This is a genomic window from Aurantiacibacter rhizosphaerae (genome assembly GCF_009807005.1).
Classification (GTDB): domain Bacteria; phylum Pseudomonadota; class Alphaproteobacteria; order Sphingomonadales; family Sphingomonadaceae; genus Alteraurantiacibacter; species Alteraurantiacibacter rhizosphaerae.
This window is the reverse complement of the sequence record NZ_WUBR01000001.1, coordinates 1,528,971-1,555,777: the sequence shown is the minus strand read 5'-3', so window position 1 is coordinate 1,555,777 and position 26,807 is coordinate 1,528,971. Positions and strand designations below refer to the sequence as shown.

Annotated in this window: 26 protein-coding genes; 20 read left to right on the top strand and 6 right to left on the bottom strand. The window is 62.8% G+C overall.

Features of this window, described 5'->3' with window-relative positions; genetic code table 11:
- Window positions 1-3: 3 nt before the first annotated feature.
- Window positions 4-1,116, top strand: coding sequence for a zinc-binding dehydrogenase (locus GRF63_RS07290; RefSeq protein WP_160485255.1), 1,113 nt, complete (start codon window positions 4-6; stop codon window positions 1,114-1,116).
- Here GRF63_RS07290 and GRF63_RS07285 read toward each other — a convergent pair.
- Window positions 1,113-3,278, bottom strand: a complete 2,166-nt coding sequence (locus tag GRF63_RS07285) for a transglycosylase domain-containing protein (protein ID WP_160485254.1) — start codon at window positions 3,276-3,278, stop codon at window positions 1,113-1,115. The genes GRF63_RS07290 and GRF63_RS07285 overlap by 4 nt on opposite strands.
- Window positions 3,279-3,510: 232 nt before the next feature.
- On the opposite strand from GRF63_RS07285, the gene GRF63_RS07280 reads away from it, so the two are divergent.
- Window positions 3,511-5,868: a putative bifunctional diguanylate cyclase/phosphodiesterase gene (locus GRF63_RS07280; RefSeq protein ID WP_160485253.1), complete on the top strand. Its 2,358-nt coding sequence runs from the start codon at window positions 3,511-3,513 to the stop codon at window positions 5,866-5,868.
- Window positions 5,869-5,871: 3 nt separating this feature from the next.
- Here the strand turns inward: GRF63_RS07280 and GRF63_RS07275 are convergent, their stop codons facing one another.
- Window positions 5,872-6,849, bottom strand: a complete 978-nt coding sequence (locus tag GRF63_RS07275) for an AAA family ATPase (protein ID WP_160485252.1) — start codon at window positions 6,847-6,849, stop codon at window positions 5,872-5,874.
- 126 nt (window positions 6,850-6,975) lie between these two features.
- Window positions 6,976-7,674: a winged helix-turn-helix transcriptional regulator gene (locus GRF63_RS07270; protein ID WP_160485251.1), complete on the bottom strand. Its 699-nt coding sequence runs from the start codon at window positions 7,672-7,674 to the stop codon at window positions 6,976-6,978.
- 92 nt (window positions 7,675-7,766) lie between these two features.
- On the opposite strand from GRF63_RS07270, the gene GRF63_RS07265 reads away from it, so the two are divergent.
- From GRF63_RS07265 to GRF63_RS07250, 4 genes are read left to right on the top strand one after another with little or no spacing between them, the layout of a single operon-like run.
- Window positions 7,767-8,156 (top strand): DUF1428 domain-containing protein, encoded by a 390-nt coding sequence (locus tag GRF63_RS07265; RefSeq protein WP_160485250.1) that lies wholly within the window; start codon window positions 7,767-7,769, stop codon window positions 8,154-8,156.
- Window positions 8,153-8,593, top strand: coding sequence for an SRPBCC domain-containing protein (locus tag GRF63_RS07260; RefSeq protein WP_160485249.1), 441 nt, complete (start codon window positions 8,153-8,155; stop codon window positions 8,591-8,593). The genes GRF63_RS07265 and GRF63_RS07260 overlap by 4 nt, the downstream gene beginning before the upstream one ends.
- 42 nt (window positions 8,594-8,635) lie before the next feature.
- Window positions 8,636-9,241 carry a glutathione S-transferase family protein gene (locus GRF63_RS07255; protein ID WP_160485248.1) on the top strand — a complete coding sequence of 202 codons (606 nt, stop codon included), beginning with the start codon at window positions 8,636-8,638 and terminating at the stop codon, window positions 9,239-9,241.
- Window positions 9,242-9,280: 39 nt separating this feature from the next.
- Window positions 9,281-10,129 carry an oxygenase MpaB family protein gene (locus GRF63_RS07250; protein WP_160485247.1) on the top strand — a complete coding sequence of 283 codons (849 nt, stop codon included), beginning with the start codon at window positions 9,281-9,283 and terminating at the stop codon, window positions 10,127-10,129.
- Here the strand turns inward: GRF63_RS07250 and GRF63_RS07245 are convergent.
- Complete coding sequence (locus GRF63_RS07245) at window positions 10,126-10,716, bottom strand: J domain-containing protein (protein ID WP_160485246.1); 591 nt, start codon at window positions 10,714-10,716, stop codon at window positions 10,126-10,128. The genes GRF63_RS07250 and GRF63_RS07245 overlap by 4 nt on opposite strands.
- A 54-nt stretch (window positions 10,717-10,770) precedes the next feature.
- Here GRF63_RS07245 and GRF63_RS07240 point away from each other — a divergent pair, with 54 nt between their 5' ends.
- Genes GRF63_RS07240 through GRF63_RS07220 form a run of 5 tightly spaced genes read left to right on the top strand, consistent with a single transcriptional unit; the run spans window position 10,771 to window position 14,101 of the window.
- Window positions 10,771-11,049: a BolA family protein gene (locus GRF63_RS07240; RefSeq protein WP_160485245.1), complete on the top strand. Its 279-nt coding sequence runs from the start codon at window positions 10,771-10,773 to the stop codon at window positions 11,047-11,049.
- Entirely contained in the window at window positions 11,046-11,753 is a 708-nt protein-coding gene (locus GRF63_RS07235) for a glutathione S-transferase (protein ID WP_160485244.1), read from the top strand. Before GRF63_RS07240 ends, GRF63_RS07235 begins: the two co-directional genes overlap by 4 nt.
- Window positions 11,754-11,768: 15 nt before the next feature.
- On the top strand, window positions 11,769-12,656 hold the full coding sequence (locus GRF63_RS07230; protein WP_160485243.1) for a pirin family protein: 888 nt from the start codon (window positions 11,769-11,771) through the stop codon (window positions 12,654-12,656).
- A gap of 46 nt (window positions 12,657-12,702) precedes the next feature.
- A complete protein-coding gene (locus GRF63_RS07225) occupies window positions 12,703-13,200 on the top strand; it encodes an FKBP-type peptidyl-prolyl cis-trans isomerase (protein WP_160485242.1) in 498 nt (165 codons plus the stop codon).
- A gap of 1 nt (window position 13,201) precedes the next feature.
- The gene (locus tag GRF63_RS07220; protein WP_160485241.1) at window positions 13,202-14,101 is read left to right on the top strand and encodes an alpha/beta fold hydrolase; all 900 of its coding nucleotides are present in this window, start codon (window positions 13,202-13,204) and stop codon (window positions 14,099-14,101) included.
- Here the strand turns inward: GRF63_RS07220 and GRF63_RS07215 are convergent.
- Complete coding sequence (locus tag GRF63_RS07215; protein WP_337189625.1) at window positions 14,098-15,180, bottom strand: DUF2332 domain-containing protein; 1,083 nt, start codon at window positions 15,178-15,180, stop codon at window positions 14,098-14,100. The two genes, GRF63_RS07220 and GRF63_RS07215, sit on opposite strands and share 4 nt — an antisense overlap.
- Before the next feature lie 41 nt (window positions 15,181-15,221).
- Here GRF63_RS07215 and hisG point away from each other — a divergent pair, with 41 nt between their 5' ends.
- The 9 genes from hisG (at window position 15,222) to GRF63_RS07170 (ending at window position 24,843) form a co-directional block, all read left to right on the top strand.
- Window positions 15,222-15,902: an ATP phosphoribosyltransferase gene (gene hisG / locus GRF63_RS07210; RefSeq protein WP_160485240.1), complete on the top strand. Its 681-nt coding sequence runs from the start codon at window positions 15,222-15,224 to the stop codon at window positions 15,900-15,902.
- A complete protein-coding gene (gene hisD / locus GRF63_RS07205) occupies window positions 15,902-17,194 on the top strand; it encodes a histidinol dehydrogenase (RefSeq protein ID WP_160485239.1) in 1,293 nt (430 codons plus the stop codon). The genes hisG and hisD overlap by 1 nt, the downstream gene beginning before the upstream one ends.
- A complete protein-coding gene (nusB, locus tag GRF63_RS07200) occupies window positions 17,194-17,658 on the top strand; it encodes a transcription antitermination factor NusB (protein WP_160485238.1) in 465 nt (154 codons plus the stop codon). Before hisD ends, nusB begins: the two co-directional genes overlap by 1 nt.
- A 25-nt stretch (window positions 17,659-17,683) precedes the next feature.
- Complete coding sequence (gene thiL / locus GRF63_RS07195; protein ID WP_160485237.1) at window positions 17,684-18,565, top strand: thiamine-phosphate kinase; 882 nt, start codon at window positions 17,684-17,686, stop codon at window positions 18,563-18,565.
- A 150-nt stretch (window positions 18,566-18,715) separates the two neighbouring features.
- The gene (locus tag GRF63_RS07190) at window positions 18,716-20,881 is read left to right on the top strand and encodes a sodium-translocating pyrophosphatase (RefSeq protein ID WP_160485236.1); all 2,166 of its coding nucleotides are present in this window, start codon (window positions 18,716-18,718) and stop codon (window positions 20,879-20,881) included.
- A gap of 156 nt (window positions 20,882-21,037) precedes the next feature.
- Window positions 21,038-22,234, top strand: a complete 1,197-nt coding sequence (locus GRF63_RS07185; RefSeq protein WP_237392316.1) for a GNAT family N-acetyltransferase — start codon at window positions 21,038-21,040, stop codon at window positions 22,232-22,234.
- Window positions 22,231-23,115: a cupin-like domain-containing protein gene (locus tag GRF63_RS07180; RefSeq protein ID WP_160485235.1), complete on the top strand. Its 885-nt coding sequence runs from the start codon at window positions 22,231-22,233 to the stop codon at window positions 23,113-23,115. The genes GRF63_RS07185 and GRF63_RS07180 overlap by 4 nt, the downstream gene beginning before the upstream one ends.
- Before the next feature lie 46 nt (window positions 23,116-23,161).
- The gene (locus tag GRF63_RS07175; protein WP_160485234.1) at window positions 23,162-24,049 is read left to right on the top strand and encodes an acyl-CoA thioesterase; all 888 of its coding nucleotides are present in this window, start codon (window positions 23,162-23,164) and stop codon (window positions 24,047-24,049) included.
- A gap of 59 nt (window positions 24,050-24,108) precedes the next feature.
- Complete coding sequence (locus GRF63_RS07170) at window positions 24,109-24,843, top strand: EcsC family protein (protein WP_160485233.1); 735 nt, start codon at window positions 24,109-24,111, stop codon at window positions 24,841-24,843.
- Window positions 24,844-24,852: 9 nt separating this feature from the next.
- Here the strand turns inward: GRF63_RS07170 and uvrC are convergent, their stop codons facing one another.
- The gene (uvrC, locus tag GRF63_RS07165; RefSeq protein WP_160485232.1) at window positions 24,853-26,796 is read right to left on the bottom strand and encodes an excinuclease ABC subunit UvrC; all 1,944 of its coding nucleotides are present in this window, start codon (window positions 26,794-26,796) and stop codon (window positions 24,853-24,855) included.
- Window positions 26,797-26,807: the final 11 nt, after the last annotated feature.

Sequence of the window (26,807 nt, the reverse complement as noted above, 5' to 3'; positions counted from 1 at the left end):
CACATGACCACCACCGGACGCCAGCTGATCTCCACCCTTTCCGCAGACGGCACGATGGTGCTGGAACTGGAGGAGAAAACCTTCCCCCAGCCCACCGGCAATCAGGTGCTGGTTAAGATGGAAGCCGCACCGATCAACCCGTCCGACCTGTTCCTGATCACGGCGGGCGCCGACCTTGAAAACGCAACCTATGAAGCCGGCAAGGTGACGATGCAGATCATGCCGCAGCTGGCCGCCGGCCAATCAGGCCGCCACGGCAAGCCGCAGACGGTCGGCAATGAGGGCGCAGGCGAGGTGATTGCAGCGGGCGAAGGCGAACAGGCGCAGGCGCTGCTGGGCCAGCGCGTGTCCTGCGTGCCGGGCAATGCCTTCAGCGAATATGCGATAGCCGATGCGATGATGTGCCTGCCCTTGGGCGATCATTCAGCAGAGGAAGGCGCAAGCTCCTTCGTCAACCCGATGACGGCGTTGGGTTTTGTCGAAACTGCCAAGCGAGAGGGGCAAGACGCCATCGTCCATGCCGCTGCCGCATCCAATCTGGGCCAGATGCTCAATCGCATTTGCCAGGAAGATGGCATGAGCCTGGTCAATATCGTGCGCAAGGAAGCGCAGGTAGAACTGCTGAAGGATCAGGGCGCGGCGCATGTGGTGAACAGTTCTGACGATGATTATATGAAGCAGCTGACAGCGGCGATCGACGCGACCGGCGCATATCTAGGTTTCGATCCCATCGGCGGCGGCAAGACGAGCGACACTGTCTTGCGCGCGATGGAGCAGGTGGCTGCGGCGAAAATGACGGAGTTCAGCCGCTATGGCTCCAACCAGCAGAAGAAGATGTACATCTACGGGCGGTTGGAAATGGGGCCAACGATCCTGACGCCCAGCTATGGATTTGGATGGACGGTTTCTGGCTGGCTGCTGATGCCTTTCCTGGCAAGCTGCGACATGCAGACGATGATCGCGCTGCGCCAGCGCGTGCAGGATGGGCTGAAAACCACCTTCGCCAGTTCGTACAAGACTCGGGTAAGTCTGGATGAAATGCTGACGAAGGACGCGATGATGGATTATGCGCAGATGTCGACGGGTGAGAAATACCTCGTCACGCCGCACGGCTAGCGCCCCATCTCCTCGTCGATCCGGCGCTGAAGCTCTCGCTCCGCCGCTGCCTCGTCCAGATCCATCATGAACTCGCCGTCGCGCACGCGCAGTTCCAGCGGCACGCCTTCGATCTCGGTCGATAGAATGGCCTCGTCCTCATTTATGATGAGGCGGCGGCCATCGCCCAGCGGGATGTCCTGCAATTCCGGCACGTCCTGCGGTTGCACGGGGCCGCTGGGATCGGGCGACGGCGTGGGCCGGGGCGGGGCGGCCGATGCGCCAAGTGCGGCGCGCATGAAATCGCGCCAGATGCGCGCAGGCAGTCCGCCACCGGAAATATTGCCGAGCGGCGAGTTGTCGTCATTCCCGACCCACACGCCCACCACAAGGCGGTTCTCGCCCTCGCCCGCATAGCCCACGAACAGCGCATCGCGATTGTCCTGCGTGGTGCCGGTCTTGCCGTAATTGGCAATGGAAAGCGTGGCCGCGCGGCCCGTGCCGGAATTGATGGCACTGCGCAGCATATCCTCTATCTCGCGCTGATCGGCGCTGCCCAGATTGCCGCGCCCGTCCAGCAGCCAGTCAAACCAGCCCTGCTGCCCCTCGGCATAAGCGTGCGGCTCTATCGGGAAGCTGTTGGCGGCAACGCCGGCATAGGCCGCGGTAAGCTCCAGCAGGCTCATGGTAGAGGTGCCAAGCGCCATGCTGGGATCGCCCTCCGGCAATTTCGATGTAACGCCCAGCTCGCGCGCGGTCTCGATCACGGCCTTGCTGCCAACCTCATTGAGCAAGCGCACGGCGGCCACATTCGAGGATTGGGCAAAGGCATCGCGCAAGGTGATCGTGTCGGAATACTTGCCGCTCGCATTGCTGGGGCGATAGGAACCCTCGGTGAAGGGGCGATTAGAAATGGTGTCATCCGGGCTCCATCCGTTACGAAGCGCGGCAAGATAGACGAACAGCTTGAAGGTGGAGCCTGGCTGGCGACGGGCCTGCGTCACGCGGTTGAACGGGCTGGTCTTGTAATCCTTGCCCCCCACCATTGCCACCACTTCGCCATTGGTGCGCATGGCCACCAGCGCCACCTGTGCGCTGCCCAGCGGCGCGCGCTGGATCACACGGTTGGCTGCGGCCTGCAATTCGCTGTCCAGCGTGGTGGTGATGGTCTGGCGCGAATAGGTCATCTCGCTCTGATCGCGCGCAGTGGGCAATGCCCAGTCGGCGAAATAGGTGCCGGTGGGCAGATCATTGCGGGTGCGCACGTCCAGCTTGGGCACCGGCATGCGCTTGGCCTCGTCCTGAGTAATATAACCCGCCGCAACCATTGCGCCTTTCACCAGGGCAAAGCGCTTTGCCGCCAGGTCGGGATTGCGCGTGGGGGCAAGGCGGCTGGGTGCCTGCAACAGACCCGCCAGCATCGCCGCCTGTTCAGGGCGCAGGTTCTCCGGATGGCGATAGAAATAATGCAGCGATGCCGCGCGCAGGCCGTACATATTGTCGCCGAAATAGGCATTGGACAGATAGCGTTCGAGAATCTCGTCCTTCGTCAGCCAGCTTTCCAGCCACAGGGCGATCAGCGCTTCTCGCGCCTTTCGCGTCAGCGTCTGCTCCGGTGTGAGGAATGTGAACTTCGCCAATTGCTGCGTAATGGTGGAGCCGCCGCCAACCCCGGTAAACGCCGCGCGCGCCACGCCCCGCGGGTCCACGCCCCAGTGGCTGTAGAACCGCCGGTCCTCTATCGCCAGGAACGGCTGCGTCACATGGGCCGGCAGCTTGGCGATCTCCACCGGTTCCTCCACCACCGCGCCGTTGCGGGCAATCGGCGTGCCATCTGCGGCCAGCAGGGTGATCTGCGGCGGTGCAATCGGCTCCAGGCTTTTGGAAAGCGGCGCGGTGATCGCCAGCCAGGCAACCAGCACGATGAACACCATCAGGATGGCGGCGAATATCCGGCTGCCCCACCACAGCTTGCCACGCCCACGCGCACGCTCTGGCAGGAAGCTGCGCCAGCCGCTGCGATAGCGCGACCGATCATATCCGCGCGGAGGCACGGCATCGCGGCCGAAATCATCGTCATCCAGATCGGACAGCGGCGTCCACGGCGCATTCTCCAGCGCCAGATCACGCTCTGTCCAGCGATGATAATCGGCCTCTCGCCGCTTGAATGGATTGCGCCACATGCGATTCACAACGCTGTATTAGCAGAACAATACACGGCGCGCGAGGGGTTCATGCCATTCTCCGCCGATGCGCAGCTGTAGAAACATTTTAATTATAAAACATGGTCCAAGCACCCGTTTGTAAAACGTTTTTTTACAACTGCCCAATAAATCCGCAGCCGGGAGAAGTGGAGGATCAATAATAATGTCATTGTCTGGCTGGGCAAATCGCCCACGCGTACGCGACTCCCTGATGCTTGACCTGATCAGGCACGACATCCCGGAACGGGATACGCAGTGGTGGGCGCAGTGCAAGCTGAACCACACCAAGGCTTTTCCCTATCTGCAGTATGATATCGTGCGAACCGTGCTGGGCGTTGCGGTGCTCAGCCAGTTTCTGCCACTTCTGTATTTGATAGCCGTTGCCGTGATGGGCGGCGCGATTACCATGCGCCAGGCCTTTATCGAACGGCGCATTGCGGCAAAGACCCATTCGAGCACGCAGAATTATCGCGCGCTTCAGACCCTGGTACTCGTGCGGGCAATCACCTGGTCCGTGCCCATCGGCCTTGCCCTCACCTACGCGCCGGAGGAACTGGTGCTGCTGCTGGTTTCGGCGGGCATCGTCATCACCTTCATCGATGCCCTGTGCATGATCGCCATGCCCAAGCGCGCCCTGATCGCGGCCACCATTCAGGCTGCCGCGATGGCGTTGGCGCTGATCTCGCGCGGCGGCTGGCCGCATATTCTGGCAGCAATCCCTATCGTTGCGGGGTTGTTTTTCCTGCACTGGGCGCTGTTCAACCTGCACTACATGTTTGCCACGCGCCGCCTGCGCACGCGAACTCTGCGGCAGGCGAATGACACGATCCAATTGCTGCTGAACCACTATGACGAGGATGGCAGCGACTGGCTGTTTGAATGCGACAATGACGGCCGCATCCTTCGCCCCAATCATCGCTTTTGCGCAGCGGCCCGCTGCTTGCCGGAAGAGCTTGAGGGCATGAAGCTTTCGCAGCTGTTTAGCGACAGCACGCAGCGTGATGAACTGCGAGAGATCAGCAAGCGCAAGGCAGCCTTTCGCAACCACGTTCTGCCACTGGAGATCGAGGGAGAGCAGCTTTGGTGGTCAATCTCTGCCCGCCCGATCTATCACAGCGATGGAGAGATGGAGTGCTGGCGCGGCTTCATCGCCGATGTCACCCGCACACGGCAGGCGGAGGAGAAGGTCACCTACATGGCGCATTACGATGTGCTGACCAACCTGCCCAACCGCAACCTGTTTGCAACCACGCTGAAGCGCAGCTTTGCCCGGCGCGAGGGGGAGGAGATCTCGGCTGTACTGTATATCGATCTGGATCACTTCAAGGCGGTGAACGACAATTATGGCCACGAAACCGGCGACAGGGTTCTGGCGGAGGCAAGCCGCAGGATCGAATCGGCAGTAGATCCGCGCGCGATCGTGGCGCGCCTGGGCGGGGACGAATTCGCTGTGCTGCTGGATCAGATCGCGGATCGCGGCGCGGCGCTGAAAACCGCCGAAGCCATCGTCACCGCGATGGATAAGCCAATCGTGATCGACGGGCAGGAAATGCCCATCGGCGCCAGCGTTGGCATCGCCTTCGCGCCCGATAATGGAACGGATGGAGAGGACGTGCTGCGCGCCGCCGACCTGGCGCTGTACGATGCCAAGGCGCGTGGCCGCCGCGGGGCCAGCGTCTTCGATCCTGCCATGCAGACAGAGGTGCAGGAACGCCGCGCCATGGAGCTGGACCTCAGGGTTGCCCTGTCCCGCCGCGAGTTGGAGCTCCACTATCAGCCGCTGTTAGATCTGCAATCGGGCGAAGTCGCCGGGTACGAGGCCTTGCTGCGCTGGTATCACCCCACGCGCGGACAGGTCAGCCCGACGGATTTCATCGCCATCGCAGAGGCGACCGGCCAGATCGTGGAGATCGGCGCCTGGGTCATCCGCCAGGCCTTGCAGGAATGCGCCAACTGGCCAGAACATCTCTCCGTCTCGGTCAATCTCTCGCCCGCACAGATGCGCAGTGGAGAGCTGACCGGCACCATCGTCAACGCGCTGGCCGCCAGCGGCGTTGCCCCGCACCGGCTGGAACTGGAGATCACGGAAAACCTGCTGATGATGGACAGCAAGGAAAACATCGCCCTGCTGCACAAGCTGCGCGAGCTGGGCGTGCAGATCGCGCTGGATGATTTCGGAACGGGCTATTCCTCACTCAACTATCTGCGCAGTTTCCCGTTCGACAAGATCAAGATCGACCGCTGTTTCGTGAACGATATCGCCAATCGCGATGACAGCGATGCCATCGTCGATGCGGTGGTGGGCCTTGCGGGCAAGCTGAACATGCGCACCACGGCGGAAGGCGTCGAAAATGCCGAACAGCTGGAACGGCTGCGCCAGACGGGCTGCACGCAGGTGCAGGGCTTCCTGTTCAGCCGGGCAGTTCCCGCCAGCGAACTGGGCCATCCGCGCGCCGATATGGACGGCGGCCCGCCCACGCCCATCGCCTGTGTTGGCGAAAGCGCGCTGACGCAGGCTCAGCCGGAAATGAAACAGCCTGATCGAAAGCGCAGCGGGAAAGCCGCGTGACGATCAGGCCCTCACGACACTTTCGGGCAGGTCTTCACCCATCACGCGCTGATAATATTCGGCCACCAGCATCCGTTCCGCCTCGTCACACTTGTTCAGGAAGCTGAGGCGGAAGGCATATCCGGGATTGCCGAAAATCTCTGTGTTCTGCGCCCAGGTGATGACGGTGCGCGGGCTCATCACGGTGGAGATATCCCCGTTCATGAAGCCTTGCCGCGTAAGGTCCGCCACGCGGATCATGTCGGCCACCATCTTGTCGTCCAGCGTCGTCTTCGCGCCGATGATCTTGCGCTCTGTCTCCGCCGGCAGATAGTTCAGACCCACCACGATGTTCCAGCGGTCCATCTGGCCCTGGTTGATCGCCTGCGTGCCGTGATACATGCCGCTGGTATCGCCAAGGCCCACCGTGTTGGCGGTGGCGAACAGGCGGAAATGCGGATCGGGGCGGATAACGCGGTTCTGGTCCAGCAGCGTCAGCTTGCCCGCCTGTTCCAGCACGCGCTGGATCACGAACATCACATCGGGGCGGCCAGCGTCATATTCGTCGAACACCAGCGCGACAGGATGCTGCAATGCCCACGGCAGCAGCCCTTCGCGAAATTCCGTCACCTGCAATCCGTCGCGCAGCACGATGGCATCGCGGCCCACCAGGTCGATACGGCTGATATGCGCATCCAGGTTGATTCGGATCGTGGGCCAGTTCAGCCGCGCTGCCACCTGTTCGATATGGGTGGATTTGCCAGTGCCGTGATAGCCCTGGATCATCACGCGGCGATTGTGGGCAAAGCCCGCCAGGATCGCCAGCGTGGTGTCCGGATCGAAAACATAGGTTTCGTCGGTATCTGGCACACGTTCGTCCGCCTTGGAAAAGGCCGGGACTTTCATGTCCACGTCAATGCCGAATGTCTCGCGGACGTCCAGCTCAATGTCGGGGGCGGTCATGGCGGTGCCGCCAGCTTCTGCGTTGGTCATGTCATTCATCTCTGCGGCTGCCTAGACGGGTGGCCCCCCTGCTGCAACACAGATGTTCGCGCTATACGGACCAAAGGAGCGGGAGGATAGATAACATGCGTACGATCTGCCGGTTCCCCGATAGCGCGCGCTTGGTCAAACTGCGTCGATCTTTGCAGGCAGGGCAAACAGGGCAAGATATTGCTGAGCCAGCGCCCGGTCACCCTCGATAACAAGGCCCGCCTCTTCCTCCAGCATGGCCAGCGGCATTCCCGAATACAGCGCGCCCGCCACAGGCCGCGCATTTGGGGCGCGTAGCACGGCATCGCCCTCGGCCCGGTCGCTGCGTTCGATGGCAAGCACCCCGCTGCGAATCGTCGCGCCAAATGCCTCCCCGCCAAGCTCGAACCCGATGGTCATATCACGCGCCTGTGACAGCGCGGGCAATTGCATCGTGCGCATCGATGCCATCAGCGATGCAGCCGACAAGGGCAGATCGGGATTATGGCGACAGGACCGCGCCGCCCAGCGGCCCAGTTCATTCAGAGCGTGATCCGCCGCATATCCCCACTCGGTCAAACCATAGACCTGCGCGGATGCGGGGGGCGGCAATTGCGATTTTTCCACCACGCCCCACTGTGCCAGTGTTTCCAGCCGTTCGGTCAGCACCTTGGCGCTGATACCCGGCAGGCTTGCGCGGATGGCAGAGAAGCGGCGCGGCCCCAGCATAAGCTCGCGCACTATCAGCATCGACCACCGCTCTCCCAGCACCTCCAGCGCGAAGGCCGTTCCACATGCGTCGGAGTACCATTTGCCATGCGCGACCGCGTCTTTGGTTTCTTTTTGTAACTTCATAGTTGCTTTTAGTAACTCACAGGCGCATCACATGCAAGTGGGGCGATTCGGACCGCGCTGGGAAGGCGGGGTCCTGGCGAAGGAGACGCGCTATGTATGTGCAGGGATTTCTCATTGCCGTGCCGGAAGGCAACAAGGAGGCATATCGCGCCGTGGCCGAAAAGGCCGCCGCGAAGTTCGCCGAATACGGCGTCACCGAGATCATGGAGGCATGGGAGGAAGACGTGCCGGATGGGAAGGCCACCGATTTCCGCAAAGCGACAAAGGCCGAAGCGGGCGAAAAGATCGTGTTTTCATGGATGATCTGGCCCGACAAGGAAACCTGCGATGCCGCCCATGGGAAGATGGAGGAAGACGATTTCTGGACCAGCGAAATCGATATGCCTTTCGATGGCAAGCGCATGATCTGGGGCGGGTTCTCGCCCATTTTCACGATGGGCAAGTTAGGCGATCTGGCCTTCGATTGCAGGAACATGATATGAAAGAACTGAGCGTAACCGCTTTCATCGAGGCAGCGCCCGAAACGGTTTGGGACACCATGGTCAACCGCCAGGAAGAATGGTTTTGCCCTGCCCCCTGGCGCTGCAAGGTGATCGAGCAGGATCGGCGCGCCGGCGGGGTAAACCGCATGGTTTTCCTGGGCCCTGACGGGGAGGAGATGCCGCAGGAAGGCATCTATCTGGCATGGGATGAAGGCCGCAGGCTCGCTTCCACCGATGCCGTTGTCGATGACCTTCAGCCGGCAGGACCGTTCATGATCGGCATCTGGGAAATCGAGCCTGAAGGAAACGGAACGCGCTACACCGCCCTCGCCCGCCACTGGCGTGATGAAGACCGCAAGCAGCACGAGGAAATGGGCTTCATTGAAGGATGGCAGGCTTGCGCGACCTTGCTTAAATCACTTTGCGAGAGTGAGTGACGCGTTGGCCGCCCCCATCTTCAATTCAGCAGGAGAGCAACATTGAGCGATTACACCCTGTTCTTCAACCCGATGAGCCGCGCTCTGATCGTGCAATGGGCCTTTGCCGAGGCTGGCGTGGAGCCGAAGCTCGCCATGGTGGAGTGGGAGGACAAGCCCGCCGCGCTGCTGGAGGCCAATCCCATGGGCAAGATCCCCACCATCATCCACCATGCCTATTTCGGTGACAGGGTGGTGAGCGAGGCGGCCGCCATCTGCCACTACCTCGCCGAAATGGAGGCCCCGGACCTTCTGCCGCGCGATGAGGAGAAGGCGGCCTATTTCCGCTGGCTGTTCTTCGCCGCCGGGCCGATGGAAAGCGCCATCACCAACCGGGCGATGGGGTGGGAGCCGAAGGACGCCAAGCAGGAGATGACATCCGGCTTCGGCAGTTTTGACCGCGTGGTCGATACGCTGGATATCTGGCTGCAAGGCAATGATTTTGCCTGCGGCGACAGGTTCACCATGGCCGATGTCTATCTCGGCAGCCAGGTGGACTGGGGCCTTGGTTTCGGCACGCTGACAGACAGGCCAACGTTCCGCTCCTACCAGTCGCAAATACAGGCGCGTGAAGCCTATGCGGCCACGCTTGGCCAGCTTGGCGACTGACCCCTCGCATTTCAGCGCGCCGCGCCCCACATATCCTTGATGGCGCGGCCCGATCCCATAGAGTTTGCCCGGCAAAAGCTGGTCGAGAGTGTGCGCGCAGCATTCAACGATAAGGCAAGGGGTGAGACCCCGGTGCCGCCTTCGGACGAGGCGCTGTTTGCCAGGGATACGCCCATCCGCATGGTCCATGCCGATGTGGTGAGCATGATGGTGGGCGGCATGGCGGCACTGCTGCTGCAAATGCTGCATCCCCATGCCCTGCGCGGCATTCTTGATTTCTCCAATTTTCGTGCAGACATGCATGGCCGCCTGCGCCGCACGGCGCGCTTCATTGCCGTCACCACATATGGCCATCGTGACGATGCCGATGCGGCGATAGCGCGGGTGAACGCCACCCACGCCAAGGTGCACGGCACCCTGCCCGACGGCACGCCCTATTCCGCCACCAACCCGCGCACGCTGGCATGGGTGCATGTGACAGAGGCGCTGATGTTTCTGGAGGCGTGGCTGGCCCATGTCTGCCCAACTATGCCGCTGGCAGAGCAGGACGAATATTTCCGCCAGTTCGCCCTGATTGCGCGCCGCCTTGGTGCCGATCCGGTGCCAGAAACCAAGGCAGAAGCGCAGGCGATCTTCCGCACCATGCGCAGCGAGTTACAGTCCGGGCCGGAAGCGCGCGAAGTTGCAGACCTCATCATCAACAAGCGTGCCGAGGGCGCACCGGGCGCGGTGCAGCCATTTCTGGCCAGCGCGGCGGTGGACCTTATCCCGCCCTTTGCGCGTACCATGCTTTCGCTGGATCGCCCCGGCTGGAAAGCCACGCCTGCAAAGCTGGTGACCAACGCCATGGGCGGAACATTGCGCTGGGCGTTCCGGCAGAAGCCCTAGCCGAAGGGCTCCGCACGCCGCAGGAGCTGGTAGGCTTCCACCACGCGCTGCAACCGCGCCTCGTGGCTGCGATCCCCGCCGTTGCGATCGGGATGATAGCGCCGCACCAGTTCCGAATAGCGGCGGCGCAATTGCGGCCTGTCCGCCTTCGGCCCCAGCCCCATCACCGTCAGCGCCTCCCGCTCCCTTGGCGTAAAGCGGCTGTGCACGGCGTGGCTGCGCCCTCTGGCGGCGCGCTTTATCTCGCCCGCACGCGCGCCGATGGCGTCCAGCGGATCGTGAAAGTCGGCCCAGCGCGGCATGCCGTCTATCCCGGCAGTGGGCTTGAACGCAGGCGTTTCGGTCTGCCAGCCGGAGCCGGGGGCCTGTGCTGCATAGATCTCGTCGGCATTCATGCCTTCGAACCAGTCGTAGCCTGCGTTGAATTCACGCACGTGATCGAGGCAGAACCAGCGCCATTCGCCCGGCCCGTCGAAGGAATTGCCGCGCGTGCCGGGTGCGCGGAACTCTCCGGCCTCTCGGCAGGTGGGGTGTTCGCACACCCGTCCATCGCTCTCATAGCGTCCATGAAATCGCGCACCTCGCATGAACACCCCTTGATGGGGATTGCACCGCGCGAAGTGAACCCCCAATTGGGACGAATGAGCGGACCACTTGCACAAGAGATCGAAACCCTGCTGCGCGGCGCCCTTGCGCCAACGCGGCTGGACGTCATCAATGACAGCGCGCAGCACTCTGGCCATGCGGGAGACGACGGTAGCGGCGAATCGCACTTCACCGTGATCGTGGAAAGTCCGCATTTCGAAGGGAAGAACCGCCTGCAGCGCCAGCGCATGGTACTGGGCGCGCTGGGCGATATCCCCGGTGACCGGGTGCATGCCTTTGCCATGAAGTGCATCGCCCCCGGGGAAGAGGCATGAGCATCGAACTTTGGTACTGGCCGCAAATCCCCGGTCGCGGTGAATTCGTCCGCCTGTTCTGCGAGGCCTTCGGCGTCGAATACACCGACATGGCGCGAGAGCAGAATGCCGATGCGCTGGTGGAGCACATGCATGGGCTGGAAGGCATCCGTCCCTTCGCTCCCCCATACATCGTGGATGACGAGGTGGTGATTGGCCAGACCGCGCTGATCCTGCAATATCTTTCCGACAAGGAAGGCCTTGGATCGGGCGAGATGGAAGTGGACCTGCAATTGTTCCAGCTGCAACTCGACATTGCCGATTTCGTGGAGGAGGTGCACTCAGTCCACCATCCCGTGTCGAGCGGGCTCTATTATGCAGACCAGATGGATGCCGCCTTCGACAAGGCGCAGCATTTCCGCGCCGATCGCATTCCCAAATACCTCATCCACTTCGACAATGCACTGGCCGCGCGTGGCGGGCCGTTCATGCTGGGGCAGCAGCCAACCCATGTCGACACCAGCCTGTTTCACATCATGGAAGGGCTGGATTACGCCTTCCCCAATTACATGAAGCAGATGCAGGGCACCTGGGTGAACCTGGAAGGCCTGCAGGGCGCCGTGCCCGATATAGAGAGTCTTGCCGATTACCTCGCCAGCGAAAACCGCATGGAATTCAACGAAGACGGCATCTTCCGTCATTACGAGGAACTGGACGAGCAATAGGCGCATTTTGACGGTATGAGCATTCTCAAGACCGTCACGCCCGTCAGCCACGATCTCGGCGATTTTACCGTGCGCCGCGCGGTGCCATCGAAGGAGTGCCGCATGGTCGGCCCCTTCGTGTTCGTGGACCAGTTCGGCCCCGCGCAGCTTGATCTGGGCGGCGGCATGGATGTGCGCCCGCATCCGCATATCAACCTCTCCACCGTCACCTGGCTGTTCGACGGCGCGATAGAGCACCGCGACACGCTCGGCACCTTTTCCACCATCCATCCCGGCACGGTCAATCTGATGACCGCCGGCAGCGGCATCGCCCATTCCGAGCGCAGCCCGCAGGGCGAGCGGGCGAAAGGCCCGTCCCTTTATGGTATGCAGACATGGCTGGCGCTGCCCGACGGCCAGGAAGAGATTGACCCTGCGTTCGAGGCGGTAGCCGATCTGCCGTGGATCGACGGAGACGGCGCACGCGCGCAGGTCATCATGGGTGAGCTGTGGGGCGAGCGCGCCGCCACCACCTGCCACGCCGAAACGATCTATGCCGAAATCCTGCTGCAGGAAGGCGGCTCCATCCCCATCGATGCAGAGGCGGACGAGCGCGCGGTGATGCTGGTGGGCGGCGATGCGACAATCGATGGCACGCCGCTCCAGCTTTATGATCTCGTGGTGCTGAAACCGGGTGACGCCATGACGCTGGCCAGTCGCTATGGCGCGCGCGTCATGCTGCTGGGCGGGGAAGCCTTCTCAACCAAGCGGCACGTCTGGTGGAATTTCGTAAGCTCCGACAGGGAGCGGATCGAACAGGCCAAGGAAGACTGGCGCGAGGGGCGCTTCGGCACCGTGCCGGGCGATGACGCGGAATTTATCCCCCTGCCAGATGGTGCACCCAAGACGGTCAGCTATCCCTAGCGCTTAGGATGATGACGAATGGCATTGCCCACGCTATCGCATTGCCATGATCAAGATTCTTCTCCCCGCCCTCGCCCTTTCCCTCGCCGTGCCCGCGGCCGCGCAGGATATTCCTGCTGAGCCTGCACCCGGTGCTCCCGGCAGCCTCGCCTGGCACAATATGCAGCAATCCGCGCTGCACTCGCTCACCCCTGCCGATGGCTGGGCGACGCTGGATGGCGGCGTGAAGTTTCGCCGCACGGCGGGCGATGGCACCGGCCCCGCGCCCACTGTGCGCGACGTGGTGCAGGTGAACTACATCGGCAGCTTCACCGATGGCGACGTGTTCGACAGCAATGAGGATGCTGCACCGATAGAATTCCCGCTCGGCAATCTGGTGCGCGGCTGGCAGATCGCCATCCCATATATGGGCGTGGGCGACACCGCCGAAATCGCCATCCCGGCAGAGCTGGCCTACGGTCTGCAAGGCCGTGGCCCCATCCCCGGTGGCGCGACCCTGTTCTTCACCATCGAACTGGTCGGCATCCCCAGCAAGGGCGTTTGATATGAGCGATCTGACCCGTGTGAAGCTGGCCAATGGTATAGAGCTGGACGTGTGGGACACCGGCCCGCGCGATGCACCGGCGCTGATATTCCTCCACGGCTTCCCCGAAAACCACCGCACGTGGCGGCACCAGATAGAGCACCTGTCGGATCGATACCGCTGCATCGCGCCCGATCAGCGCGGCTATGGCAATTCCTCGCGGCCCCAAGGCGCGGAGCACTACGAGACGATTGCGCTGGTGCAGGACATCGCCGGATTGGCGGAGGCGTTGGGTGTGTCCAGCTACACGATCCTGGGCCACGACTGGGGCGGCGCGATCGCGTGGCTGGTAGCGGCCTTCGGTCAGGCCAGCGGCCACGTCACCCGCGCGGTGATCGCCAATGCGCCGCATCCCGTGATCTATCAGCGCCTGCTGCTGACGGACCCGGATCAGCGCGCCGCCAGCCAGTATATGCGCGTGTTCCGCGATCCCGCGCATGACGATACCGTGCGCGAACACGGGCTGGCAGGCCTGATGCAGACCGCGCTAACCTGGGAAAACCGCCCGCCCTACGATCCGGCGGAGCTTGGCCTGCTGATGCAGCAGTGGCGCAATCCGGAAAACTCCTTTGCCATGCTGAACTGGTATCGCGCCAGCGCCGTCTCCGTGCCGTCCGTGGACGATCCCTACGGCCTGCCGCCGGAATACAGCCCGCCTCCCGTGCCCAAGATCGAGATCCCCACGCTGGTGGTGTGGGGCATGAATGACGAGGCGCTGCGGCCCGGCAATGTCGAGGGGCTGGACGACGTCGTGAGCGACCTGACGATCGAGCGGATTGCGGACAGCGGCCATTTCGTGCCGTGGGAAGCACCGGCGGCGGTGAATGAAGCGCTGGACCGATTCCTGGAACGGACGGCCTAACCCTCACCCAGCCATTCCACCCACGCTCCGTGCGGGTGCGCCTCTGCCAGCAATTGCCATTCCTCGCCGCCGCCGGGCCAGTATTTCACGCTCAGCTCGTGCTTGAAAGTCTTGCGGTTGGTTTCCAGGCGAATCCACGCCAGCGGCTTGTCCGCCGTGGCTTTCGCGGCCGCCGCTTCCATCGCTTCTGTAATCCGGTCCCGCGTGATTTGCGGCATGTATTGCCACATTACGGTGTGGAACAGGGCGCGGGTCACGCCATCATCCTGCGGGGCGGCAAGCCGTTCTTCCACGAAATCGCCCGCATCCATCTTCACAAGGTCCGGCGCAGCGCGCTCTACCATGGCGATGGCCGCGTCCATGCGCGCCAGCCGATCCGTGGCGTCGGGCCAGATGTAGCTTTTCAGACGGATCGCCTGGGCTTCGTCCGCCAGGTCTATGGGTGAAATATCGCAGCCCTTGATGCCCACGATCTCCACCGCGTTCTGCGGCGGCGCATCGCCGCGCCAATCGGGCTTGATCGTGATGGAGGACAGGCTCGGCCCCGCCTTCGTGCCGCCAAGATCATAGAAGAACCGCCCCATCATCGTGTTCACGCCGGCGCTTGCGCCGATTTCGGTCAGTTCGAATTGCGGGCCGAGTTTGCCCGACAGCCAGAGGAGCGCGGCCATCACGCTGGCGCTGCGCCCGGCCTCATTCGTTTGCGGCGGACCGTCCAGCCACGGCAGCAGCGTGTGATCGTGTCGCTCCGCAATCTCCACCACCAGCGCATCGATCTGCGCCTGATCGGTGATGAAACCGCGGTAGATATCGCCCAGCCGTTCTTCCTCGCCCGTCAGCAGCAGGTAGTGAAACCCGCCCGCCACACGCAACGGCATCGCGTCTTCCAGCGTCAGCCCCTGCCAATTGGCGATGCGGCGCCCGGTGGCGGTCTGCGTTTCCATCACCGCCAGCAGGGCGCGCAGGATGCGGGCGTTGTTGGGAGAGCCTGCCCGTTCCATGTGCTGCGCCTGCCATTCGATGGCTTCTGCAACACTGGCGATTTCCATCACATTGCCGGTTTCGTTTTCGCCTGCCATTCGCATTGCCCTTTTTGCCTTGTGCCCCTACATCGCGCGCCATGACCACCAGTTCCGACGATACGCGGTTTGGACCGCTGATTTTCGCCCTGCCCAAGGGGCGCATCCTGGATGAGGCGCTGCCCGTAATGGCGGAGGCTGGCGTGGTGCCGGAAAGCGCCTTTCACGACAAGCTCGATCGCTCTCTCAGCTTCGCGGACGAGACGGGCACCATGCGCATCCTGCGCGTGCGCGCCTTCGATGTGGCCACCTTCGTGGCATTTGGCGCGGCGCAGGTGGGCATCGTGGGGTCCGACGTGATCGAGGAATTCGATTATTCGCAGCTTTACGCGCCCGTCGATCTTGGCATCGGTGCCTGCCGCCTTTCCACCGCAGAGCCGAAGGAACCGGTGGAATATAAATACGGCAACGCCAGCCACCTGCGCGTGGCGACCAAGTACCCCAACATCACCAGCCGTTATTTCGAGGCGCAGGGCATCCAGGCGGAATGCATCAAGCTGAACGGCGCGATGGAACTTGCCCCTTCCAGCGGGCTGGCGGGCCGGATCGTGGATCTGGTGTCCACCGGTGGCACGTTGAAATCCAATGGACTGGTGGAGAAAGACGTGATTATGCAGGTCAGCGCGCGCCTGATCGTGAACCGCGCCGCGTGGAAAACCGATCCGCGCGTGTCTGCCCTGGTTGAACGGTTCCGCAAGTGCACCGAAAGCAAGGCCGCCTGATGCGCCGCCTTACAGCCAATAGCGACACGTTCGAAACGCAGTTCACCCGCATCGTGAACGATCGGCGCGAAAGCGATGCCGATGTGGCCAGCGATGTGCGCGGCATCATCGCGCAGGTCCGGCAGAAGGGCGACGATGCCCTGATCGATTTCTCCATGCGGTATGACAAGCACGCGCTGACGGCCGATGTCTCCAGCTGGCGGATCGGCAGGGATCAGTGCAAGATCGCCTATGACATGCTGATGCCCGACGTGCGGGAGGCGCTGGACATGGCGGCCCAGCGTATCCGCACCTATCACGAAGGGCAGCTGCCGCAGGATCGCGATTACCGCGACGAGACGAACGTGCGCCTTGGTGCGCGGTGGAATGCGGTTGAGGCGGCAGGCCTCTATGTGCCCGGTGGCCGTGCGGCATACCCATCCAGCCTGCTGATGAACGCCATCCCTGCCAAGGTTGCAGGCGTGGATCGCCTGGTGGTGACGACGCCCACACCCCACGGCCAGATGAATGATCTGGTGCTGGCCGCCGCGCATGTTTGCGGGGTGGACGAGATGTGGCGCATCGGCGGCGCGCAGGCGATCGCCGCGCTGGCCTATGGCACGCGGCGCATTCAACCGGTGGACGTAATCACCGGCCCCGGCAATGCCTGGGTGGCAGAGGCCAAGCGCCAGCTTTACGGCGTGGTGGGCATAGACATGGTGGCCGGACCCAGCGAAATTCTGGTGATCGCGGATGAGAAGAACGATCCGGACTGGATCGCGGCAGACCTGCTGAGCCAGTCGGAGCACGATCCCTCCAGCCAGTCCATCCTCATCACAGACGATGCCAATTATGCCGCCGCGGTAGAAGATGCCGTGGACGTGCTGCTGGCACAGCTCAGCACCAAGATGGTTGCCCGCGAAAGCTGGGAGAACAACGGCGTGGTGATCGTGGTGGAGGATCTGATGGCAGAAGCTCCTGCCCTTGCCGATCGCCTTGCCGCAGAGCACGTGCTGCTGGCCATTGACGAGCCGGAGGCCATGTTCGCCAAGATCCGCCACGCAGGCAGCGTGTTCCTGGGCCGCCATACCCCAGAAGCCATTGGCGACTATGTTGCCGGGCCCAACCACGTGCTGCCCACCGGGCGCCGCGCACGCTTTTCCAGCGGCCTGTCCGTGCTGGATTTCATGAAACGCACCAGCTTCATTTCGCTGGATGAGAAGGCACTGGGCGAAATCGGCCCCGCTGCCGTGGCGCTGGCCGAGATCGAAGGACTGCCCGCCCACGCGCGCAGCGTAAAGGTACGACTGTAATGAACACCCCCAACCAACCCTCGGCGCGGTCCCGCGCCCGTTCCGCCGCGCGGCTGGCCGCCGTGCAGGCGCTGTACCAGCGTCACATGGAAAAAACGCCGACGGCAAAGCTGCTGAATGAATTTCACCAGCACCGCCTTGGCGCAGAGATCGAGGACGATCAGTATGAAGAGGCCGAAGTGCCTTTCTTCGACGATATCGTGGCGGGCGTGATTGCGCGGCTTGATGAAGTGGACGCCGTGCTGACGGAAAAGCTGGCCGATGGCTGGACGCTGGCCCGGCTGGACAAGACCATGCTGCAAATCCTGCGCTGCGGCACCTATGAGTTGATGGCGCGTGTGGACGTGCCAAAGGCCAGCGCCATTTCCGAATATGTGGACGTTGCCCACGCCTTTTTCGATGCGAGGGAAGCGAAATTCGTCAACGGCATTCTGGATGCGGTGGCCCGGCAGGTGCGCCCCTAGGGCAGTCATTCGGGACGGGGGGCACATGAACGAAGCCGATTTCATCGCCGCACTGCGCGCCCTCCCCCTCCACCCCGGCGCGCGCGGACTGAACGATGATGCAGCCGTGCTGGAAATCGGCGGTGAGACGCTGGTCATCACGCATGATGCGATGATCGAAGGCGTGCACTACCTGCCCGATCAGGACATGGCCGACGTGGCGTGGAAGCTGGTCGCCACCAATCTATCAGACCTGGCCGCGAAGGGCGCAGCGCCAATCGGCGTGCTGCTGGGCCACACGCTGGGCGATGGCGATGAAAGCTTCCTTCACGGGCTGCACGAGGTTTTGCGCCATTACGGCACCGGCCTGCTGGGCGGTGATACTGTCGGCAGCGGTAAGGGCGATGGAGCAAGGCGCACGCTTGGCCTAACCGCGATTGGCCGCGCTTCGCACACGCCCGTGCCGTCACGATCCGGCGCGCAAATCGGTGATGCGCTGTTCGTCACCGGCACGATTGGCGCGGCCATGCTGGGTTTTGAGGCATTGCGCGATGGCACCGGGGCAGACCATGCCGCCTACGCCCGCCCACTGGCCCGCGTGGCAGAGGGAGAGGCGCTGGCCCCGCATGTTACCGCGATGATGGATGTGTCGGACGGTTTGTTGTTGGATGCCTACCGCATGGCAGAGACAAGCGAAGTGAGCATCGCCATCGATACCGCCACCTGCCCGGTGGCCGATCCGGCGCGGCGCATGGAATGCCTTGGCTGGGGCGATGATTACGAACTGCTGTTCACCCTCCCCGCAGGGGCGGCATGCCCGGTGAAGGCGGTGCCAATCGGCACGGTGGAGCCGCGAGGCTTTGCTCCGCTCTTTGTTGATGGAGAGGCCGTCACCAATGCTCAGGGCCTTGGCTACACCCATCAATAGCCGCTGATCCGCGCCATTAGTGGGCTCCAGCCATGTGCGGGGGTAAAACTGCTTTCACGCTTGTGAATGGCCCTCTTTGTGTTAGCCCTATGCCCTATGCGGACCCGGATGACCGGGCCGTTCAAATTGGGAAGAGGGGAATAGCTGGTCATGGACCTTATACTTATCGCTATTGTCCTGGGACTGCTGGCCATCGTTTATGGCTTTATCACCAGTCGCCAGGTTCTCGGCGCCGATCCCGGCAACGAAAAAATGCAGGAAATCGCAGGAGCCATTCAGGAGGGCGCGCAAGCCTATCTGAAGCGGCAATACACCACCATCGCCATTGTCGGCGTCGTGGTGGCTGCCCTTGTTCTCCTGTTCCTCGGGCCGCTCAGCGCGGTCGGATTTGCCATCGGTGCGATCCTTTCAGGCGTCGCGGGCTTCATCGGCATGAATATCTCGGTGAAATCCAACTTGCGCACTGCTGCTGCTGCGATGAAGGGCCTGCAGGAAGGCCTGACGCTGGCCTTCCGCGCCGGTGCCATCACCGGCATGCTGGTGGCGGGCCTCGCCCTGCTGGCCATCGCGGTGTTCTATTGGGTGCTGACCAATGTGGTCGGCCTGTCGCTGGCAGAAGCTGCAGAGCGGCGCGAGATCGTGGATGCACTGGTGGCGCTGGCCTTCGGTGCCTCGCTCATCTCCATCTTTGCGCGTCTGGGCGGCGGTATCTTCACCAAGGCAGCAGACGTGGGTGCAGACCTTGTCGGCAAGGTGGAAGCGGGCATTCCAGAGGATGACCCCCGCAACCCCGCCGTGATCGCGGACAATGTGGGTGACAATGTGGGCGACTGCGCCGGCATGGCCGCCGATCTGTTCGAGACTTACGTCGTGACAGTGGGCGCCACCATGGTGCTGACGCTGCTGCTGCTTTCGGGCAGCACGACGGCGGTTGTGTTCTCCGGCCTTGTTGCCTTGCCCCTGCTGATCGGCGGTGCCTGCATCGTCACCAGCATCATCGGCACCTATTTCGTGCGGCTGGGCAGCGGCACGAATGTGATGGGTGCCATGTACAAGGGCTTCATCGTCACCGCCGTGCTGGCCGTGCCGCTGATCTACCTCGTCACGCAATATGCGCTGGGCGATATGAACGCCATGATCGGTGGAGAGAACCTGGGCAATGTCGATCCGGGCGCTCCGCTGGCGGAGGAAGGCACTTCGGCGCTGGCACCGTTTACGGGGATGGACCTTTTCTGGTGCTCCGTCATCGGCCTGGTGCTGACCGGCGTCATCATCTGGATCACGGAGTATTACACGGGCACCAATTTCCGCCCGGTCCGCTCCATCGCCAAGGCTTCTGAAACGGGCCACGGCACCAACGTGATCCAGGGTCTGGCCATCAGCCTTGAATCCACCGCCCTGCCAACGCTTGCGATCATCGCGGGCATCATCGGCAGCTATCAGCTGGCGGGCCTGATGGGCATTGCCTATGCGGCCACCGCGATGCTGGCGCTGGCGGGCATGGTCGTGGCGCTGGATGCCTATGGCCCGGTAACGGACAATGCCGGCGGCATTGCCGAAATGGCGGGCCTGGATGAAAGCGTTCGGGAGAAAACCGATGCGCTGGATGCCGTGGGCAACACCACCAAGGCCGTGACGAAGGGCTATGCCATCGGTTCGGCGGCGCTGGCGGCACTCGTGCTGTTCGCTGCCTACACCACCGATCTGGCGGAGCTGTTCCCGGCGGCTGACGTCGATTTCTCGCTTGAGAACCCCTACGTCATCGTCGGCCTGTTGCTGGGCGCCTTGCTGCCATACCTGTTCGCCGCCATGGGCATGACTGCCGTTGGCCGCGCTGCGGGCGATGTGGTGAAAGACGTGCGTGCCCAGTTCAAGGAAAAGCCGGGCATCATGGATTACTCCGAAAAGCCCGATTACGCCCGCACGGTGGACCTTGTTACCAAGGCAGCGATCAAGGAAATGATCATTCCCTCGCTGTTGCCGGTGCTGGCCCCCATCGTGGTGTATTTCGTCATCTTCCTGGTGGCGGGACAGGAAAATGCCTTCGCGGCGCTGGGCGCATTGCTGCTGGGCGTGATCGTGGGCGGCCTGTTCGTGGCGCTTTCCATGACGGCCGGTGGCGGCGCATGGGATAATGCCAAGAAATATATCGAGGACGGCAATCATGGCGGCAAGGGCAGCGATGCCCACCACGCCGCGGTTACCGGCGATACCGTGGGTGATCCTTACAAGGATACCGCAGGTCCCGCCGTTAACCCCATGATCAAGATCACGAATATTGTGGCCTTGCTGTTGCTGGCTGCCCTGGCGGTCTAGCAACAGATAACATTTGATAATGAAGAATTACCCTGCTCGGCATGTGCCGGGCAGGGTTTTCTTTACCCTTGTGTTTAAGCCTTCCTTCTCGCCCCGTGCCTTAGGAGAGTGCCATGTTCCCCATGGTATCACCGGCCCGGAGGTTAACCTTTTTCCTTGGCGCATGACCTGCCCTTTTCCCTGCCCCTTCAAGGGCTTGTCGCGACAGGCGAAGGCTCTGCCAGATCGGCAGGCAGCGCCGCCGCGCCGCGCATCGTGGTGGAGGAGCATGACTGGAGCGAGTTCGAGGGGCGGGATCGGATTGCCGCGTGGGATGCGCTGGCCCAATGCGCGGCGGAGCCGAACCCTTTCTACGAAAGCTGGTATCTGCTGCCATCGCTGCGCGCGCTGGATAGGCGCGGCGATGTCACCCTGCTGACCCTGCAGGCCAATGGCCAGCTGGCCGGCTTGATGCCCGTATTGCGCACCCGCGATTATTACGGCCACCCCATCCCCCACCTGCGCAACTGGCTGCATCCCAACTGCTTTTGCGGACAGCCATTGGTGGCAAAGGGGCTGGAGCAGGAGTTCTGGCAGGCGCTGCTGGCATGGTGTGACGGTCACGCCGGATTGTCCCTGTTCCTGCACCTTTCCCACGCGCCCGCCCACGGCCCGCTGCGCAGCGCGCTGAAATCGGTGCTGGCGGGCGAAGCGCGCCCGGCGGCAGAGGTGATGCGCGAAGAACGGGCCATGCTGCATACCGCGCAACCGGCAGAGGATTATTTCGCCCAGTCCGTCTCTGCCAAGAAGCGCAAGGAATTGCGCCGCCAGCATCGCCGCCTGGCCGAAGAAGGTGATCTGAGCGTGGAGCGGCTGACCGATTATTCGCAGGTTGCCGAATGGACGAGAGATTTTCTTGAGCTGGAATCGCGCGGCTGGAAAGGCGATGCCGGATCGGCCCTCAATTCTGATCACGATACGAGGGCCATATTTCAGCACGCCATTGCCGGGGCTGCTGCGCGCGGCAGGCTGGAACGCCTTGCCATCAGGCTGGACGGCAGGCCCATCGCCATGCTGGCCACCTTCACCACGGGCCGCCACGCCTTCTCCTTCAAGACCGCTTATGACGAGGACTACGCCCGCTTCTCTCCCGGCGTTTTGCTGCAAAGGGAAAACCTTGCCATGCTGGAACAGGACGGGTTCGAATGGGCGGATAGCTGCGCCTCGCCAGATCACCCGATGATAGACCATATCTGGCGGGAACGCCGGGTGATCGAACGCCTCTCCATCGGCATTGGTGGCGCATTGCGCCGCGCGGCATTTTCAACACTGATCCGGCTGGAAACCGGACGTGCCGCAGGGGGCATTTCATGAGCCATTATGTTGGAAACCTGCGCGGTCGATCTGTCGGCGCAAAGCAGGTGTTCCCCGCCCGCAGCCGCGCCTTCCTGGGCGCATCCTATCCCGAAGGCGCAATCAGGCTGGCACATGACCTCGTGCAGCATCCGCTGCTGGAGCTGGAGGCGCTGGCCATTCTGGGCGAAAGCCTTCCGGGCAAAAGCGTTGAATACAATCGCGGCGATCTGCCGGTGGGCGTGACGGGCAAACCTGAGGGCACCGGTCTTTCCATCGGTGAAACCATCAGGAATATCGACAGCACCAACAGCTGGGCCGTGCTGAAGAATATCGAACAGAACCCGTCCTATGCGGGCATGTTGCATGAATTGCTGGATGAAATCAGGGACGTGATCGAACCGTGCACCGGAGAGATGCTGACCCCTCAAGGCTTCATCTTCGTATCCAGCCCCAATGCGGTGACGCCCTATCACTTCGATCCGGAGCACAACATCCTGCTGCAACTGCGCGGGTCAAAGGTGATGACGGTTCTGCCCGCAGGCGACACGCGGTGTGTTCCAGATACCGTGCACGAGGCTTATCACACCGGCGGCGCGCGTGAACTGCGATGGCACGATAGCCTTTACGATTTCGGCATGGCCTTCAAACTGCAGCCGGGCGATGCGCTGTATGTCCCCGTCATGGCGCCGCATTACGTGCGCAACGGGCCAGAACCTGCGATTTCGCTGTCGATCACCTGGCGATCGCAATGGAGTTATGACGAGGCGGACGCACGCGCTTTCAATCACCTGCTGCGCCGGTTTGGCGCCAACCCATCTGCCCCGCATCGCTGGCCCCGCCACAACCGTTTAAAGGCGCTGGCCTGCCGCGTGGCGCGCCGTATTCCGGGGCTTCTCTAGGGCGTCTTGCTTGACGAAATGTGGCTGACGCGTAATGGCGCAGGGAATGGCTCCGCAATCGTCACATACGCCTGAACAACTGGTCGCAGATCTTGTCTTGCTGCTGGATCTTGAACCCAAGGGCGGAGACCGCTTCATCGGCAGGCGACGGCCCGATGGCACCGGCCGCGTGTTTGGCGGACAGGCCATTGCGCAGGCGCTGGGCGCGGCGCGCCGCACGGTGGATGACGCGAGAGAGGCGCATTCCCTGCACGCCTATTTCCTGCGCCCCGGCAGCGATGATCTGCCGATCGAATACCGGGTGAAGCGCGATCTGGACGGTCGCAACTTCTCCAATCGCCGGGTGGTGGCCAGCCAGGATGGCAAGCCGATCCTGAATCTGACGGCATCGTTCCAGATCCCCGTGGATGGCCCCGATCATCAGGCCCCGCAAATGCCCGATGTGCCCGGTCCCGATGATCTGGTGCCCGATGCGCAATTGCAAAGGGAGGTGGCGGACAAGCTGCCCGATGGCCCGCTGAAGCGGCTGGCGCTGCGCCCCAACCCCATCGATTTCCGATCTGTCGAACCGCGCGACTGGCTGAACCCGCAGCGGCGCGAACCCATCAGCCATCTGTGGTTCCGCACCGTGTCTTCCCTGCCATCGGAATCCTCCGTGCACCGCGCGGTGCTGGCCTATATTTCCGATTATCAGCTGTTGGGCACGGCCTTGCAGCCGCATGGCATGGGTATGCTGGATAAATCGCTGAAAGGCGCCAGCCTCGATCACGCGCTGTGGTTTCACGAAAGCTTTCGCACCGACGATTGGCTTTTGTACCGCACGGAAAGCCCGTGGTCCGGCCATGCGCGCGGATTTGGGCGCGGGCAGATCTTCACGCGTGATGGCAGGCTGGTGGCAAGCGTAAGCCAGGAAGGCATGCTGCGCCACGTCTGATCGCCCGCCAGCGAAACGGCGCACACGGAACGCGCCGTGCCGCCCGGCGTTATCAGGCCATGGACATCTCGAAAGAACAGGCCCGCTATCGTCGCAGCAAGCCATCATGGCTGGGCCGCGGGATAGAACGCCTCACCAATCCATTCGGCCAGGCGATCGCCCAGCTGGTGCCGAAATCGCTGGTAGAGGCGGTGCTGAAAGGGCTGGATACGGCAGTCGCCGCGCCCCGGCTGGTTAACTTCACCCATGATCCGGCAGATATTCAGGCCGCGCGCACAGCGGCCAAAAGCGTGTCCCGCGCTGCCAGTGGCATCAGCGGAGCCAGCGGTGCCGCGGCTGGATTTGGCGGCGTGGTGACGGCGGGTTTGGATATTCCCGCCACAATCGCCATCGCCCTGCGAGTGATCCGCGATACCGGCAAGGCCTATGGCTATGCCGGCGACGGCCCGCAGGAAAAGCTGTTTCGCCTGCAGGTGCTGGAGCTTTCCGCGCTGGACGATCCTGACGAACGCGGAAAGCGCATCGCCGCGCTGGAGGCTGCAATCGGCCCGGACGGAGAGCTAGTCGATGCCGATCACAAGGAAATTACCCCCGTCATCGATCAGGCGGTAGAGCGCGTATCCCGCGCCATCGCCCTCACATCCTTCCGCAGCCGCGCGGGCATGATCGTGCCCATCGTCGGCTCTGCCGTGGGCGGCATCGTGAATTCATCGTTCCAAAGCGACGTTGGCAAGGCCGCGCGCTTTGCCTTTCAGGAACGACGATTGAAAGCGGACGCCAACTCTCCCGCCTGACCTGCTGGCCTAACCGCCCGCGTGGTAGAAATCGTATATCGTCCGCGCCACGCTTTCGCTGACGCCGGGTATGCGCTGCAAATCCTCCAGCGATGCCGCGCGCACCTTGCTGGCCGTTCCGAAATGCAGCAGCAGCGCGCGCTTCCTTGCCGGGCCGATACCGGGAATCTCATCCAGCGGTGATGCGCTGATGGCACGGCTGCGCTTTGCCCGGTGCGCGCCGATGGCGAAGCGGTGCACTTCGTCCCGCAGGCGTTGCAGATAGAACAGCACCGGCGAATTGGTGGGCAGCATCTTCTCGCGCCCATCGGGGAAATGAAACACCTCCCGCCCCTCTCGCCCATGATGCGGACCCTTGGCGATGCCGATCAGCGGCACGTCTTCGATCCCCAACTCCTCCAGCGTATCCTTCACGGATGACATCTGCCCCTTGCCGCCATCCAGCAGCACCAGATCGGGCCATAGCCCGCCCTCGCGATCCGGGTCTTCCTTCATCGCGCGGCTGAAACGGCGGTCCATCACCTCGCGCATCATGGCGAAATCATCGTTGCTCTGCGCGCTCTTGATGTTGAACTTGCGATACTGGTTTTTCATGAAGCCTTCCGGCCCCGCCACCACCATCGCGCCCACGGCCTTGCTGCCCTGGATATGGCTGTTGTCGTAGATCTCGATGCGCGCAGGAATGTCCGGCAATTCAAGGAATTCCGCCATTTCGCGCATGATCTTGGCCTGCGTGCCGGTTTCCGCCAGCCGCCTGTCCAGCGCCTCCGTCGCGTTGCGGCTGGCCTGTTCCATCAGCCTGCGTCGTTCCCCGCGCTGGGGCGTGCTGATCTGCACCTTGCGTCCCGCCAGCTCTCCGAATGCTTCCTCCAGCAATTCCTGCTCCGGCAAATCACGGTCCACCAGAATGGTGCGCGGCGGCGGCACCTCTTCGTAGAATTGCGCCAGCACGCGGGCCAGCACCTCGTCCTTTTCAAGGTCCTGCGTGTGGGTGGGGAAGAAAGCCTTGTGCCCCCAGTTTTGCCCGCCTCGCACGAAGAAGCCCTGCACGCCGATCTGCCCGCCCTTGGCCGCCAGCGCGAAGACATCGGCATCGCCCACGCCGTCCGCGTTGATCGCCTGACTGCCCTGAATGAACGTCGCCGCGCGCAGCCGATCGCGCAGCAGTGCGGCAGTCTCGAAATCGAGATCCTCCGCCGCCTTTTTCATCTGCTCCTCTATCCGCGCCTGCACCGCGCCGGATTTACCGCCGAGAAAATCTTTCGCCTCCTGCAACAGCCGGTCATAGCCCTCCTTGTCGATACGGCCGACGCAGGGCGCACTGCATCGCTTGATCTGGTAAAGCAGGCAAGGTCGGTCACGGCGGGAGAAAAAGCTGTCCGTGCAAGACCTTAGCAGGAACAGCTTCTGAAGCGCGTTAATCGTCGTGTTCACCGATCCGGCGCTGGCGAAGGGGCCATAGTAATTGCCCTTCGCCCGGCGCGCGCCACGGTGTTTCTGGATGCGCGGGAAATTATGCCCCTCGCGAAGCAGGATGAAGGGGAAGCTTTTGTCGTCGCGCAGCAGCACGTTGTATGGCGGGCGGAAACGCTTGATGAATTGCGCTTCCAGCAGCAGCGCCTCCGCCTCTGAATTGGTGGTGACGATTTCCATCGCGCGGCACTGGCTCACCATGCGCTGCAGGCGGTTGGTGAGGTTCTTCACCTGTGTGTAATTCGCCACGCGCGCCTTCAGGCTGCGCGCCTTGCCCACGTAGAGAACGTCGCCCCGCGCATCCAGCATGCGATAGACGCCGGGCTTGGGCTTGAGCGTCTTCACCACCTCGCGAATGGCGGTGACGCCGGCTTCCAGATCGGGTTGGGAATTGCCCTTCACCGTATATGCGGCGCGCTCCTCGTTGAAACGCTCCGCCCCGCGGGGGTCTGAAGGGGATCCGGCTTCGGTTCGTGACATGCCAGATCAGA